12 protein-coding genes are annotated in these 13,704 nt (G+C 66.1%); 7 read left to right on the top strand and 5 right to left on the bottom strand.

Going from position 1 to position 13,704, the window contains the following annotated elements; genetic code table 11:
• Positions 1-202 precede the first annotated feature (202 nt).
• Together pucL and MRBLMD1_RS16435 are read left to right on the top strand one after the other, a co-directional pair.
• On the top strand, positions 203-1,111 hold the full coding sequence (gene pucL, locus MRBLMD1_RS16430; protein ID WP_364401531.1) for a factor-independent urate hydroxylase: 909 nt from the start codon (positions 203-205) through the stop codon (positions 1,109-1,111).
• A gap of 148 nt (positions 1,112-1,259) precedes the next feature.
• Complete coding sequence (locus MRBLMD1_RS16435; RefSeq protein ID WP_364401533.1) at positions 1,260-2,765, top strand: nucleobase:cation symporter-2 family protein; 1,506 nt, start codon at positions 1,260-1,262, stop codon at positions 2,763-2,765.
• 76 nt (positions 2,766-2,841) lie between these two features.
• Here the strand turns inward: MRBLMD1_RS16435 and MRBLMD1_RS16440 are convergent, their stop codons facing one another.
• Complete coding sequence (locus MRBLMD1_RS16440; protein ID WP_159630636.1) at positions 2,842-3,597, bottom strand: IclR family transcriptional regulator; 756 nt, start codon at positions 3,595-3,597, stop codon at positions 2,842-2,844.
• A gap of 221 nt (positions 3,598-3,818) precedes the next feature.
• Between MRBLMD1_RS16440 and MRBLMD1_RS16445 the strand changes: the two genes are divergently transcribed.
• From MRBLMD1_RS16445 to MRBLMD1_RS16460, 4 genes are read left to right on the top strand one after another with little or no spacing between them, the layout of a single operon-like run.
• Positions 3,819-5,264 (top strand): NAD-dependent malic enzyme, encoded by a 1,446-nt coding sequence (locus MRBLMD1_RS16445; protein ID WP_275182240.1) that lies wholly within the window; start codon positions 3,819-3,821, stop codon positions 5,262-5,264.
• A gap of 34 nt (positions 5,265-5,298) precedes the next feature.
• On the top strand, positions 5,299-6,897 hold the full coding sequence (gene aceB, locus MRBLMD1_RS16450) for a malate synthase A (RefSeq protein ID WP_224027061.1): 1,599 nt from the start codon (positions 5,299-5,301) through the stop codon (positions 6,895-6,897).
• Between the two features lies 1 nt (position 6,898).
• Entirely contained in the window at positions 6,899-8,173 is a 1,275-nt protein-coding gene (locus tag MRBLMD1_RS16455; protein WP_275182238.1) for a DUF6986 family protein, read from the top strand.
• A gap of 16 nt (positions 8,174-8,189) precedes the next feature.
• Positions 8,190-9,002, top strand: coding sequence for a bifunctional allantoicase/(S)-ureidoglycine aminohydrolase (locus tag MRBLMD1_RS16460; protein WP_159630628.1), 813 nt, complete (start codon positions 8,190-8,192; stop codon positions 9,000-9,002).
• A gap of 80 nt (positions 9,003-9,082) precedes the next feature.
• On the opposite strand, the gene MRBLMD1_RS16465 is transcribed toward MRBLMD1_RS16460, so the two are convergent.
• A complete protein-coding gene (locus MRBLMD1_RS16465) occupies positions 9,083-10,264 on the bottom strand; it encodes a zinc-dependent alcohol dehydrogenase (RefSeq protein ID WP_364401539.1) in 1,182 nt (393 codons plus the stop codon).
• 190 nt (positions 10,265-10,454) lie between these two features.
• Here MRBLMD1_RS16465 and MRBLMD1_RS16470 point away from each other — a divergent pair, with 190 nt between their 5' ends.
• Complete coding sequence (locus MRBLMD1_RS16470; RefSeq protein ID WP_224027065.1) at positions 10,455-10,703, top strand: hypothetical protein; 249 nt, start codon at positions 10,455-10,457, stop codon at positions 10,701-10,703.
• Between the two features lie 14 nt (positions 10,704-10,717).
• On the opposite strand, the gene MRBLMD1_RS16475 is transcribed toward MRBLMD1_RS16470, so the two are convergent.
• The 3 genes from MRBLMD1_RS16475 to MRBLMD1_RS16485 all read right to left on the bottom strand — a co-directional run bounded on the left by MRBLMD1_RS16475 (position 10,718) and on the right by MRBLMD1_RS16485 (position 13,643).
• Complete coding sequence (locus tag MRBLMD1_RS16475) at positions 10,718-11,431, bottom strand: HAD family hydrolase (RefSeq protein WP_364401542.1); 714 nt, start codon at positions 11,429-11,431, stop codon at positions 10,718-10,720.
• The gene (locus MRBLMD1_RS16480; RefSeq protein ID WP_364401545.1) at positions 11,431-11,721 is read right to left on the bottom strand and encodes a hypothetical protein; all 291 of its coding nucleotides are present in this window, start codon (positions 11,719-11,721) and stop codon (positions 11,431-11,433) included. Before MRBLMD1_RS16480 ends, MRBLMD1_RS16475 begins: the two co-directional genes overlap by 1 nt.
• 113 nt (positions 11,722-11,834) lie before the next feature.
• Positions 11,835-13,643 carry a glycoside hydrolase family 15 protein gene (locus MRBLMD1_RS16485; protein WP_159630621.1) on the bottom strand — a complete coding sequence of 603 codons (1,809 nt, stop codon included), beginning with the start codon at positions 13,641-13,643 and terminating at the stop codon, positions 11,835-11,837.
• Positions 13,644-13,704: the final 61 nt, after the last annotated feature.

A 13,704-nucleotide genomic window follows, 5' to 3' on the forward strand; every position in this document is an offset into this window, starting at 1 on the left:
CCGGATTGCAGGGGTACGCTGGTATGCAACTCGTGGCGCAGGTCACGTAACCTGGGAGCAGCAGGCAGGGTCGTAATGAGCTGGCATCAACGGATGCCGGCTCTTTTTTGTTGGGTCGGCTCCATCGGAAACGCGCATGAAACGCGCGCTTAATTTCAGTGATGGAACCTAGGTTCCACTTACCGGAAGTTGGGAAAAGACCATGAGCAGCAAGATCATCCTCGGCGAAAACCAGTACGGCAAGGCAGAAGTGCGGGTCGTCAAGATCACCCGCGACACGAACCGCCACGAGATTGAGGACCTGAATGTCACCTCGCAGCTGCGCGGCGACTTTGCAGCGGCCCACCTGGAGGGCGACAACGCCCACGTGGTGGCCACCGACACCCAGAAGAACACCATCTACGCCTTTGCCCGGGAAGGCATCGGCTCGCCGGAAGAGTTCCTCCTGCGCCTCGGGGAGCACTTCACCTCCAGCTTCGACTGGGTCACCGGCGGACGCTGGGAAGCCGAGTCCTACGCCTGGGACCGGATCCAGGCCCACGGCAGCGAACACGACCACTCGTTCGTCCGCAACGGCCAGGAAGTCCGGACCGCGGTCCTGGTCCGGGACGGCGCCACCAGCCACCTCATCTCCGGACTGAAGGACCTGACCGTCCTCAAGTCCACCCAGTCGGGCTTTGTCGGCTACCCCCAGGACCGCTACACCACCCTGCCCGAGACCACCGACCGCATCCTGGCAACGGACGTTTCAGCCCGCTGGCGCTTCAAGACCGGCACCGATTTCAGCGCGCTGGACTTCAACAAGAGCTACGACGACGTCAAGGGCCTCCTGCTCGAAGGCTTCACGGAGAAGTACTCCCACGCCCTGCAGCAGACATTGTTCGACATGGGGACCAAGGTGCTTGAGGCGCACAGCGAAATCGACGAGATCAAGTTCTCCATGCCCAACAAGCACCACTTCCTGGTTGACCTCTCGCCGTTCGGCCTGGACAACCCCAACGAGGTCTTCTTCGCGGCCGACCGTCCGTACGGCCTGATCGAGGCCACCGTCCAGCGCGACGATGCAGCGGCAGCCCCGGCGGCCTGGTCCGGCATCGCCGGCTTCTGCTAAAGCACTCCACCAGGTGGTTGAGCCTGCCGGGTTTTCGCGACCCGCAGGCTCAACCGCCAAACCCTGAAGCACCTCCCACAGCCTTACCTGTTAGCCAGACACCAGTTAGCCAGACGATGACGTCTGCCATGAACCAAGAAAGTCTGCCATGAACATCAAGAAGAAACTGGCCCCTTCCGCCGCCCAGCGAGGCGCCCGGCCGGCCCGTCCGGAAGACCAGCGGCTCCCGATCGGAAGCATGTTTGCCTACGGCTTCCAGCACGTCCTCACCATGTATGGCGGCATCATCGCCCCGCCCCTGATCATCGGCGCCGCCGCGGGAATGAATTCCCAGGACATCGGCCTGCTCATTGCTGCCTGCCTTTTCGTTGGCGGCCTGGCCACCATCCTGCAGACCGTCGGCGTCCCCTTCTTCGGTTCCCAGCTGCCCCTGGTGCAGGGCGTGTCCTTCGCAGGGGTTTCCACCATGGTGGCCATCGTCCACGGCGGCGGCGGAATCCAGGCTGTCTTCGGCTCTGTCATCGCAGCGTCCCTGATTGGCCTGCTGATCACGCCGCTGTTCTCGAAGATCATCCGGTTCTTCCCACCGGTCGTCACCGGCACAGTGATCACCACCATCGGCCTGACGCTGATGCCGGTCGCAGCCAACTGGGCCATGGGCGGAAACAACAAGGCACCCAACTACGGCAGCGTGGCAAACATCGGCCTGGCCGCAGCCACCATGGGCATCGTCCTGCTCCTGAGCAAGGTGGGCAGCGCCGCCATTTCGCGGTTGTCGATCCTGCTGGCCATGGTGCTTGGCACGCTGATCGCCGTCGTTTTCGGCATGGCCGATTTTTCCAAGGTGGGCCAGGGCGAAATCGTCGCCTTCCCCACCCCCTTCGCCTTCGGCCCGCCCACGTTTGAGATCGCCGCCATCATCTCCATGCTGATCGTCATCCTGGTCACCCTCACGGAGACCTCCGCGGACATCATCGCGGTGGGAGAGATCGTGGGCACCAAGGTGGACTCCAAGCGGATCGGCAACGGCCTGCGCGCGGACATGCTCTCCAGCGCCGTCTCCCCGCTCTTCAACTCCTTCACCCAGAGCGCCTTCGCCCAAAACGTGGGGCTGGTGGCCATCACGGGCGTCAAGAGCCGGTTCGTGGTCAGCGCCGGCGGCGTGATCCTGGTGGTCCTTGGCCTGCTGCCAATCCTGGGCCGTGTGGTCGCAGCGGTGCCCACCCCCGTCCTGGGCGGGGCCGGCGTCGTACTCTTCGGGACGGTCGCGGCGAGCGGCATCCGGACCCTGTCCAAGGTGGACTACAAGAACAACATGAACCTGATCGTGGTGGCGGCCTCCATCGGCTTCGGGATGATCCCCATCGCCGCCCCGACCTTCTACGACCAGTTCCCCACGTGGTTCGGCACCATCTTCCACTCCGGCATCAGCTCCGCCGCCGTGATGGCCATCCTGCTGAACCTGCTGTTCAACCACCTCCGGGCCGGCAATTCGGACAACCAGTCCGTCTTCGTGGCCGGCACCGAACGGCTGGTGCGCGCCGAGGACCTCCACTGCCTGGCAGAAGGTGACCGGTTCGAAAACGGCAAGCTGATCGACTGCGACGGCAAGGAAGTCCCCGTCCAGTCAGCCGAAAAGGCGCCAGAACATTAGCAAGGACAGCGCGAACGACGGCGGCCCGCACCTTCCAGCGAAGGTGCGGGCCGCCGTCGTCCGCTGCTGTGACGTGTCAGGTGCGGTTGAGCTCGCGGGAGATTGCCTCGGCCGCTTCCCGAAGGATCGGCACGGCCTTGTCAGCGAAGTCTTCATCCACCCGGGACACCGGGCCGGAGACCGAGATCGCGGTGGGTGTGGGGGCGTTGGGCACTGCCATGGCGAAGCAGCGGACGCCGAGCTCCTGCTCCTCCTCGTCGATGGAGTAGCCCCGCTCGCGGATGAGCTTGAGGTCGGCCAGGAGTTCCTCCACGTCGCCGATGCTCTTGGGGGTGGGGGTGGGCATTCCGGCGCGGGCAACGATGCCGCGGACGGTGTCGTCGTCGAGCTGGGCCAGGATGGCCTTCCCGACGCCGGTGGCGTGGGTGTGGGCACGCCGGCCCACCTCGGTGAACATGCGCATGGAGTGCAGCGAAGGCACCTGCGCCACGTAGATCACCATGTCGGAATCCAGCACGGCCATATTGGAGGTCTCCCCCAACCGGTCCACCAGGATCTTCAGCTGGGGCTGCGCCAGCGCACCGAGCTGCTTGTTGGCCCCCTCACCCAAGCGGATGAGCCGGGGGCCCAGCGCGTAGCGCCGGTTGGGCAGCTGGCGGATGTAGCCCAGCGACACCAGGGTGCGGAGCAGGCGGTGGATGGTGGGCAGCGGCAGGTCGGTGGAGGACGAGAGCTCGCTGAGGGTGACGTCGCCGCCGGCATCAGTGATGAGCTCCAGCAGTTCGAAGACGCGCTCCACCGACTGCACCCCACCGGACGCTTTTTCTGCCATTCCGTTGTCTCCTGTGGCTCGGAATCCGACAACTCTTATCCGCATCGTGAAAAGAGTTGCTTAGAACACCCAAGATACAGCACGGCCGTCCCCACGGCGATGCGGGCGTACAGTCGCATTGGGAGGGGTTGTGTTTCCATAAAGTAGATAATAATATCCATAATACGAAAACATTCGGATTAGAGCAGAAGCCGGACCCGGCCCAATCAGGAGGACATTCAATGGCGAACCCCAGCCCCGGAAATTCGATCACCCTGCGCGTGGAAGCACCGTCAAGCTTCAGCGCCACCAGCGAGCTCGCCGCAGCCGTGGGAGCTGCCGGCGCCGCGATCACCGCTCTTGACGTCACCGAGTCCCACCACGAGACCCTGGTGGTTGACGTCACCTGCAACACCACCGACGACGCGCACGCCGCCCGCGTCAAGGACGCCCTCAACGCGCTCGACGGCGTCACGGTCCAGCACGTCTCGGACCGCACCTTCCTGATGCACCTGGGCGGCAAGCTCGAGGTGGTCCCCAAGGTCCCCCTGCGCAACCGTGACGACCTCTCCCGGGCCTACACCCCCGGCGTCGCCCGCGTCTGCCTGGCCATCGCCGAGGACCCCGCCGCCGCGCGGAACCTGACCGTCAAGCGCAACACGGTGGCCGTGGTCACCGACGGATCGGCGGTGCTGGGCCTGGGCAACATCGGCCCCGCCGCGGCGCTTCCGGTCATGGAGGGCAAAGCCGCCCTGTTCAAGCAGTTCGCCAACGTCGACGCCTGGCCCGTCTGCCTGGACACCCAGGACACGGAGGAAATCATCCGCACCGTCAAGCTCCTGGCACCGGTCTTCGGCGGCGTAAACCTGGAGGACATCGCCGCGCCCCGCTGCTTCGAGATCGAGGCCCGCCTGCGCGAGGAACTGGACATCCCGGTGTTCCACGACGACCAGCACGGCACGGCAATCGTGACCCTCGCTGCCCTGGTCAACGCCCTGCGCGTGGTGGACAAGAAGATCGCGGACGTCAAGATTGTGGTCTCCGGGGTGGGTGCCGCCGGCTCTGCCATCATCCAGCTGCTGAAGGCCCAGGGTGCCCGGCACATTGTGGCCGCGGGCCGCTCCGGTGCCATCCACAAGGGTGAGGCGTACAACGATCCGCACCGCACCTGGATCGCGGAAAACACCAACCAGGAAGGCTTCTCCGGCAGCCTGCACGAGGCCCTGGTGGGCGCTGATGTCTTCATCGGCGTCTCCGCCCCGAACATCCTGGAGGAGGAGCACATCGCGTCCATGGCGAAAGACGCCATTGTGTTCGCCATGGCCAACCCCACTCCGGAGGTGGATCCGGCCATCGCCTCCCGGCACGCCGCCGTGGTGGCCACGGGCCGGAGCGACTTCCCCAACCAGATCAACAACGTCCTGGCCTTCCCCGGCCTGTTCCGCGGGCTCCTTGACGTGGGGGCGAGCGACATCACCCCGGACATGCTGGTGGCCGCTGCCGAGGCAATCGCCAACCGGGTGAATGATAATGAGCTCAATGCGAGCTACATCATCCCCAGCATCTTCGATCCGCACGTGACCGCCGACGTCGCGGCAGCAGTGGCCGCCGCGGCACACGCCTCAAATGTGGCAACGGCTGCCGAACCGGCCGATTCCGCCGCGGAGCCTGCACTGGCCTCCGCCTGACCGCCCGACTTCCAGCCAAAGGAAAGGACCAGAAATGGCCATCACCGTCACCGATCCCCGTCCGATCAACCGCGCAGAGGAGATCCTCACGCCCAAGGCGCTGGCCTTCGTTGAGGAGCTCCACAACCGGTTCGCCGGCACCCGCAACGAGCTCCTGGCAGCCCGCGCCGTCAAGCGGCAGCGCGTGGCGGAAACGGGCAAGCTGGACTTCCTGCCGGAGACCCAGGACGTGCGCGACGGCGACTGGAAGGTTGCGCCCGCACCGGCAGCTTTGCAGGACCGCCGGGTGGAGATGACCGGACCCGCCTCGCCGGCGAAGATGGCCATCAATGCCCTGAACTCCGGCGCCAAGGTGTGGCTGGCGGACCTCGAGGACGCCAGCACGCCCACCTGGGCCAACGTCATCGACGCCATCCTGAACCTCCGCGACGCCGCCCAGGGCACGCTCAGCTACACCTCGGAGGAAGGCAAGGAATACCGGCTCCGCACCGACGCGCCGCTCGCCGTCGTGGTGGCCCGCCCGCGCGGCTGGCACATGCAGGAGAAGCACCTCCTGGTCAACGGCGAACCCGCCGTGGGCGCATTGGTGGACTTCGGCCTGCACTTCTTCCACATCGCCAAACAACTGGTCCTCAACGGGCAGGGCCCGTACTACTACCTGCCGAAGATGGAAAGCCACCTCGAAGCGCGGCTGTGGAACGACGTGTTCGTTTTCGCCCAGGACTTCCTCGGACTGCACCAGGGCACCATCCGCGCCACGGTGCTGATCGAGACCATCCCGGCGGCGTTCGAGATGGACGAGATCCTCTATGAACTGCGGGACCACGCCTCCGGCCTCAATGCCGGGCGCTGGGACTACCTGTTCAGCATCATCAAGTACTTCCGGGACGCCGGCGAGGAATTCGTCCTGCCGGACCGCGCGTCTGTGGCGATGACCGCCCCGTTCATGCGCGCCTACACCGAACTCCTGGTCAAGACCTGCCACCGGCGCGGCGCCTTCGCCATGGGCGGCATGGCCGCGGTCATCCCCAACCGGCGCCACCCCGAAGTCACCGAGGCCGCCTTCGAGAAGGTCCGCGCGGACAAGACCCGCGAGGCCAACGACGGGTTTGACGGCTCCTGGGTTGCCCACCCGGACCTGGTGCCCACCTGCCGCGAAGTCTTCGACTCCGTGCTCGGCGACAAGCCCAACCAGGTGGACAAGCAGCGGCCCGAGGTGTCGGTCACCGCGGAGCAGCTGCTGGACGTCCAGTCCGCCGGCGGCCAGGTCACCGAGGCCGGCCTGCGCCTGAACCTCTACGTGGCCGTTGCCTACACGGCCGTGTGGCTGTCCGGGAACGGCGCCGTGGCCATCCACAACCTCATGGAGGACGCCGCCACGGCCGAGATTTCCCGCTCGCAGGTGTGGCAGCAAATCCGCAACAAGTCCATCCTCGCGGACACCGGCAACACGGTCACCAGGGAGCTGGTGGAAAAGATCCTGGCGGAGGAAACCGAGCGGCTGCGCACCGAATTCGGGGACGAGGCGTTCCGCCGCTACTACCAGCCGGCCAGCGAACTGATCGCAGACATCTGCCTGTCGGATGATTACACCGACTTCCTCACCACGCCCGCCTACGAGCTGGTGGGCTGAAATGGCAGCACCCAAGTCCTCGCTCTCCGCGGGGGACCTCGCGCACATCGACGGGCAGCTTGCTGCCACGGACCGGCTGCTGGAACAGAACTACCCGGGCGACGACGGCTCCCGCCAGCCCGTGCACACGGTGTACGTCCCCGCGGACCGTTTCACGGCGTCGTTCGCGGCCGACTGGGGCGCCCAGGCAACCGCGACGGCCGAAGCACACGGCGGGTTCGGAAAACTCTGCGAACTGCTGGGCCAGGACGCCGCGCTGGCACAGGCTGTAGCCCCGCGGGTCGAAGCGAAGCTTTCCAGCGAGCCGATCGAAGACCTGCGCCTGGACTTCGAGGACGGGTTCGGGGACCGGGGCGACGACGCCGAGGACGCCGCAGCGGTTGCGGCAGCGTCCGTGGTGGCCCAGGCCGTGGCGGCGGGGTCCGCTCCCCCGTTCATCGGCATCCGCTTCAAGTGCTTTGAGGCTCCCACCCGGGCCCGTGGCCTGCGGACGCTCGACCTGTTCGTGTCCGGCCTGGCCGCAGCCGGCGAACTGCCGGACGGCCTGGTCCTCACCCTGCCCAAGGTCACCACGGTGGCCCAGGTCCAGGCCATGGACTATGCGGTCTCCCGGCTCGAGGAGATCCACGGGCTGGCCGCCGGCCAACTCCGGTTCGAGGTGCAGGTGGAAACGCCGCAGCTGATCCTGGGCCCGGACGGCACGTCACCGGTGGCGCAGCTCCCGCACGCCGTCCCCGGCAGGATCAGCGGCCTGCACTACGGCACCTACGACTACTCGGCGTCGCTGCAGATCTCCGCCGAATACCAGTCCATGGAGCACCCGGTTGCCGACTTCGCCAAGGAAGTCATGCAGCTCGCCGTGGCAGGCACCGGCATCCGGCTCTCCGACGGGTCCACCAACATCATCCCGGTGGGCGACAACGTGGAGAACGCCTGGCAGCTGCACGGGCGCCTGGTCCGAAGGTCGCTGGAACGGGGCTACTACCAGGGCTGGGACCTGCACCCGGCCCAGCTGCCCAGCCGCTTCGCAGCCACCTATGCCTTCTACCGCGAGGGCCTGCCGGCCGCCGCCGCCCGCCTGCGCAACTACGTGGAGCGGACCGAAGGCGGCGTGATGGACGAGCCCGCCACCGCCCGCGCCCTGGCCGCGTTCGTCCTGCGCGGCGTCCAGTGCGGCGCAGTGGGTGCGGAGGAAGTCCAGGCGCTTGCCGGCGTCGGACTTCCGCAGCTCACGGCGCTGGCCCATCCGCGGCTTGCCACTACTTCCAACTCCTAAGCAAAGGATTCCTTTCATGGGCAAGTACTACTCCCCCAGCGGCGGACTCCCGCCGCAGACCCACCTCACCACCGAACGGGCCATCGTCACCGAGGCCTACACGGTGATCCCCAAGGGCGTCATGACGGACATCGTCACGTCCAACCTGCCGGGTTTTTCGAACACCCGGTCGTGGATCATCGCCCGTCCCATCTCGGGTTTCGCCACCACCTTCTCCCAGCTGATCGTCGAGATCGGCCCGGGCGGCGGGGCCCCGAAGGCCGAATTCGAGGCCGGAGTGGAGGGCGTCATTTTCGTGACGCGGGGCAAGGTCAACCTCACCCTGGACGGCGAACTGCACCCGCTGGAGGAGGGCGGCTACGCCTACCTGGCTGCAGGTTCGGAATGGGGCCTGGAAAACGTCTCGGACGAGGTCGTGTCCTTCCACTGGATCCGCAAGGCCTACGAGCGGCTGGAAGGGTACGAGGCCAAGTCCTTCGTCACCAACGAAAAGGACGTGGAGCCCACGTCCATGCCGGACACCAATGACGTCTGGAAGACCACGCGGTTCACGGACTCGAACGACCTCGCCCATGACATGCAGGTGAACATCGTGACGTTCCAGCCAGGCGGGGTCATCCCGTTCCCCGAAACGCATGTGATGGAACACGGCCTGTACGTCCTGGAAGGCAAGGCCATGTACCTGCTGAACAACGACTGGGTGGAGGTGGAGGCGGGCGACTTCATGTGGCTGCGCGCCTTCTGCCCGCAGGCCTGCTATGCAGGTGGCCCCGGTGAATTCCGCTACCTGCTCTACAAGGACATGAACCGCCAGGTGAAGCTCACCTAAGCGCTCCTGACCCATCCGGGCCCAGACAGCAGAGGCCGTTATGGTGTGTCCATAACGGCCTCTGCTGTTGGTGCTGTTGGTCAGGCGCCGGGGTTCAGGACCACCTTGATGCAGCCGTCTTCCTTCTTCTGGAACTTCTCGTACAGGGCAGGCGCCCCGTCCAGGCCCGAACGGTGGGTGACCAGGTCCATGACACCGAGCGGATCGCCGTCGTCCTCCACGAGCGGAAGGATGTCATCGGTCCAGCGACGCACATTGCACTGGCCCATGCGCACCTGGAGCTGCTTGTCGAACATAGTGAGCATCGGCATGGGGCTGGCCTGTCCGCCGTACACGCCGCTCAGGGACAGCGTGCCGCCGCGGCGTACCGCGTCGATGGAGGCGTGCAGGGCCGCGAGTCGGTCCACGCCGCCGGTCTCCATCGCCTTCTGGGCCAGCTTGTCGGGCAGGAGGCCCAGCGCCTGGTGGGCGAATCCTGCCACCGGGGATCCATGGGCTTCCATGCCGACGGCGTCAACCACCGCGTCCGGGCCGCGCCCGGCGGTCATGTCCCGGAGTTCGTCTCCAATGGTCTTGCTGTAATCGAGCGTTTCCACGCCGTGCCGTGCCGCCATTTCCCGCCGTTCAACGACGGGGTCGATGCCAATAACCCGGAAACCGCGGTGCACCCCGATGCGGCTGGCGAACTGGCCAACCGGCCCCAGGCCGAACACTGCGAGCGTGCCGCCCGCCGGGACGTCCGCGTATCCCACGGCCTGCCAGGCGGTGGGGAGGATGTCGGAAAGGAACAGGTAGCGTTCGTCCGGAAGCTCGCTGCCCACCTTCACGGGCCCGTAATCGGCGTGCGGCACGCGCAGGTACTCGGCCTGGCCGCCGGGGACTGACCCGTACAGCTCGGAGTAGCCGAAGAGGGCGGCACCGGATCCCTTTTCCTTGACCTGGGTGGTCTCACACTGGGACTGCAGGCCCTGCTTGCACATGTAGCAGGAGCCGCAGGAAATATTGAACGGAACCACCACGCGGTCACCCTTGCGGAGATTCGAAACGCCACTGCCTACTTCCTCCACGATGCCCATCGGCTCGTGGCCAATGACGTCGCCCTTGTGCATGTAGGGGCCCAGGACCTCGTAGAGGTGCAGGTCGGAGCCGCAGATCGCGGTGGAGGTGATCCGGACGATCGCGTCCGTGGGTTCCTGGATGACGGGATCGGGCACTTCTTCAACGCTTACCGACCGCTTTCCTTGCCACGTCAGTGCTTTCACAGTCTCCCTTTCGTCTGCTGTGCCCCTGGGGTTCTCCCGGGGCGGGGCAGGGCACCCGCGGGCACCCTTTCTTCGACGCTATCTGTTTTGGGCGAAAAAAGTAAGCATGCTGATTAAAAGCTTGTGGCCGCCGTCGGTTGCTCCTAGCGTAGGAAGGGACCAAGGGAAGACCACGCGAAAGAGGAACGCCATGTCGTTGTACCAGCCGGAACCGGTCGAGATCTCCACCCGCATGCGTCCGGGTGAATGGACGGAAGAAAGCCTGGCGGAACTGGTCAGCACCTACCGCACGCGCGTCCGGGAAATGGGGGCGCCGGCCACAGAGGTGGCCACCGACATCGAGCGGAACGACGACGGCTCGGTGAAGGTGGTGGTGTCGTGGACAAAGCCCGCCATCGCCGGCGACGAGGATTCCGTGCCGGGCGGCCAGCCACTGTAGGCCGGTCAGCCTTCCTAGCGGTGCGGCTGCAGCGCAAGCAGCCGGCCGATGGCGCTTGAGCCCAGGTTCTGCAGCAACTGGCGCGGCCCGTCGAAGACCTCAACGGCACCCGCTTCGCGGAGTTGTGCCGCCTGGATTCCACCGCAGGTAAGTCCAATGGCAGGAATGCCCAGCGCGCCCGCCGCCTTCATGTCCCATACAGCGTCGCCCACGTAAACGGCATTGGCAGCCCCGACACCCACGGCCTCCAGGGCGGCTTCCAGGATGTCCGGTGCAGGCTTGCTCTCCTCCGCGTCGTTGGCGCTGGTGGCGGCATCAATGAAGGGGTCGGCGTCCAGCACGGAGCGCATGACCTGCAGGTCCCTTTCCCGCGCCGAGGACGCCAGGGCCACGGCCAGGCCTCCGGCATGGCACTGGCCCAGCAGGTCCTTGGCGCCATCAAGGGTGCGGAGCGAGGGCCAGTGCGAGGCATACAGCGCGCCATGGCTGGCCATGATGTCCTCATCCTCATCCCGGTTCCGGCCATCCGGAAGGAGGGTGTCCACCAGCCGGGCGCCGCCCATGCCCACGAGCTGGTGGATGGCTGCCATGGGGACGTCGTGGCCATACTGGCGGAAGGCATTCCACCAGGCGATGGTGTGGATGTACGACGAGTCGATCAGCGTACCGTCGACGTCAAACAGGACCCCCCGGCGGGGTCCGCCAGGAGGTGTGGTGGATTCGGCCATCAGCCCACCGCTGCCCGTCGGGCGCCGGGGGCCTTTTTCAGCTTGGCCGCTTCCTCCTTGGGAGAACTGACCGGCCGGACGCGTTCCCGGATGACGGATCCGGCGCCGTCCAGGCTCTTGTCCCGGATCAGGCCCGTGCCGGCAATTTCCCGGGCCATCGCAACGCCCGCCACAGCGGCCCGCTTGGTGGGGAAGGTAACCGAGATGGCCATCAGGTTCCCGCTTCCGTCCATCAGCCTGATCCGATAACCGCCGTCAGGGGCATCCACGAGTTCAAAAAATCCGGCCATAACTATCACTCCTCCGTCAATCACGGCACTGTGCTTGGGAGCACTCCATGAGGTGTTAGTAAGTATACTTATCTATCCTGCGAAGGAGAAGTTCCAGCCCCGTCCGCGCCGCCTCAGCGCGTATCCGCCTGTGCAGACGGAAGGGGGGTGTCACTGCGCCGAACCGTATCCTGATGAAGCTCCAGGGCGCTAGTCACAAGGGCGAAGTGGCTGAATGCCTGCGGTGTGTTACCCAGTTGGCGCCCGGCTTTCACCGCCCACTCCTCGCTCAGGAGCCCCACGTCGTTGCGCAGTTCCAGCAGGCGTTCGAAGAGCTCGCGCGATTCCTCGTGGCGCCCCGCCCCCAGGAGCGCCTCCACCATCCAGAATGAGCACGCCAGGAAGACGCCCTCGTCACCCGGCAGGCCGTCGTCGCTCTCTTCCGGCTTGTACCGCAGCACGAAACCGTCCTGGGTCAGCTCCCGCTGAATGGCGTCGATGGTTCCTATGATCTTGGGGTCGTCGTTCGGCAGGAAACCCACCCTGGGAATCAGCAGCAGGCTGGCATCGAGCTCCGGCCGGCCGTAGGACTGCACAAACGTATTGCGCCTGGCATCGAACCCGTTGGCCATGATGTCCCCGCGGATCTGCTCCCGCAGCGCCTCCCAGCGCTCCACCGGGCCCGGCAGCCCGGACTCCCGCACGCCCTTCACCATCCGGTCCGCGGCCACCCACGCCATGACCTTGGAGTGGGTGAAGTGCCGGCGCGGCCCCCGCATCTCCCAGAGCCCGTTGTCCGGCTGGTCCCAGATGGTTTCCAGGTGCTCCATCAGGGCGATCTGCACGTCCCAGGCCTCATCCGTGTGCTTCAGCAGCGAGTTCCGGGTCAGCGCGAGGCAGTCAAGGACCTCGCCCCACACATCCAGCTGGAACTGTTCCGCAGCCGCGTTTCCGATCCGCACAGGTGACGAGTTTTCGTAGCCCTTCAGCCAGGGCAGCTCCATCTCGGGCAGCCGCCGCTCGCCATGGATTCCGTACATGATCTGCAGGTCGGCGGGGTCGCCGGCCACGGCCCGGAGCAGCCAGTCCCGCCAGGCGGCCGCCTCGGCGGTGTATCCGGCGGCCAGCAGGGCCTGCAGGGTCATGGCGGCATCCCGCAGCCAGCAGTAGCGGTAGTCCCAGTTCCGCTGGCCGCCCGGCTGCTCCGGAAGGGATGTGGTGACGGCGGCGACGATGCCCCCGGTGGGGGCATAGGTGAGCGCCTTGAGCGTCACCAGGGATCGGACCACCGCGTCCTGGTATTTTCCCTTGACGGTGCACTGCGAGGACCAGCCCCGCCAGAATGCGTAGGTGCTGTCAAGGACGTCCTCGGCATCAACACTGACCGGCCGGCCCACATGGCTTGGTGCCCAGGTGAGCACGAACGGCACCTTGTCGCCGGCGCTCACGGTGAAGTCGCTGATGGTGTGCATGTTCTCGCCGTGCAGGGGCGCAGGGGTGACCAGGTAGACGGCGTCCGGGCCGGCAATGGCGTGCAGCCCGCGCTTGTCCTTGCGGACCCATGGCACGATGTGGCCGTAGTCGAACCTCAGGACCAGCTCCCCGTGCATCTTGACTGTGCCGCTGATGCCCTCCACGATGCGGACAATGTCAGCAACGGAATCCCTGGGCGGCATGAAGTCCGTGACCCGCACCGTTCCGTCCGGCGTCTCCCACTCCGTATCCAGCACCAGGCTTCCGTCGCGGTAGCTCCGCCGGGTGCACTGTCCGCCGCCCTCCGGCGCCAGCAGCCAGCGCCCCGAGTCAGGGGTGTCCAGCAGCGCGTTGAAGCACGCCGGGGAATCGAACCGCGGGAGGCAGAGCCAGTCAATGGAGCCTTCCTTACTGACCAGCGCCCCTGTTTGAAGGTCGCCAACTACCGCATAGTCTTCGATTCGCGCCATGACATTACCCTGCCACACAGGGCTCCGAAGGGAAGGGGAATGTGCAGGTGTAGCCTGAGGC

It is taken from the genome of Pseudarthrobacter sp. LMD1-1-1.1 (assembly GCF_040676255.1).
Taxonomy (GTDB): domain Bacteria; phylum Actinomycetota; class Actinomycetes; order Actinomycetales; family Micrococcaceae; genus Arthrobacter.

Excerpts from the sequence above, each read along its gene's own strand:
- MRBLMD1_RS16440 (WP_159630636.1), bottom strand. The coding sequence starts at position 3,597 with ATGGCAGAAAAAGCGTCCGGTGGGGTGCAGTCGGTGGAGCGCGTCTTC.
- MRBLMD1_RS16470 (WP_224027065.1), top strand. The coding sequence starts at position 10,455 with ATGTCGTTGTACCAGCCGGAACCGGTCGAGATCTCCACCCGCATGCGT.
- MRBLMD1_RS16485 (WP_159630621.1), bottom strand. The coding sequence starts at position 13,643 with ATGGCGCGAATCGAAGACTATGCGGTAGTTGGCGACCTTCAAACAGGG.
- MRBLMD1_RS16460 (WP_159630628.1), top strand. The coding sequence starts at position 8,190 with ATGGGCAAGTACTACTCCCCCAGCGGCGGACTCCCGCCGCAGACCCAC.
- MRBLMD1_RS16480 (WP_364401545.1), bottom strand. The coding sequence starts at position 11,721 with ATGGCCGGATTTTTTGAACTCGTGGATGCCCCTGACGGCGGTTATCGG.
- MRBLMD1_RS16475 (WP_364401542.1), bottom strand. The coding sequence starts at position 11,431 with ATGGCCGAATCCACCACACCTCCTGGCGGACCCCGCCGGGGGGTCCTG.
- aceB (WP_224027061.1), top strand. The coding sequence starts at position 5,299 with ATGGCCATCACCGTCACCGATCCCCGTCCGATCAACCGCGCAGAGGAG.
- pucL (WP_364401531.1), top strand. The coding sequence starts at position 203 with ATGAGCAGCAAGATCATCCTCGGCGAAAACCAGTACGGCAAGGCAGAA.
- MRBLMD1_RS16435 (WP_364401533.1), top strand. The coding sequence starts at position 1,260 with ATGAACATCAAGAAGAAACTGGCCCCTTCCGCCGCCCAGCGAGGCGCC.
- MRBLMD1_RS16455 (WP_275182238.1), top strand. The coding sequence starts at position 6,899 with ATGGCAGCACCCAAGTCCTCGCTCTCCGCGGGGGACCTCGCGCACATC.
- MRBLMD1_RS16445 (WP_275182240.1), top strand. The coding sequence starts at position 3,819 with ATGGCGAACCCCAGCCCCGGAAATTCGATCACCCTGCGCGTGGAAGCA.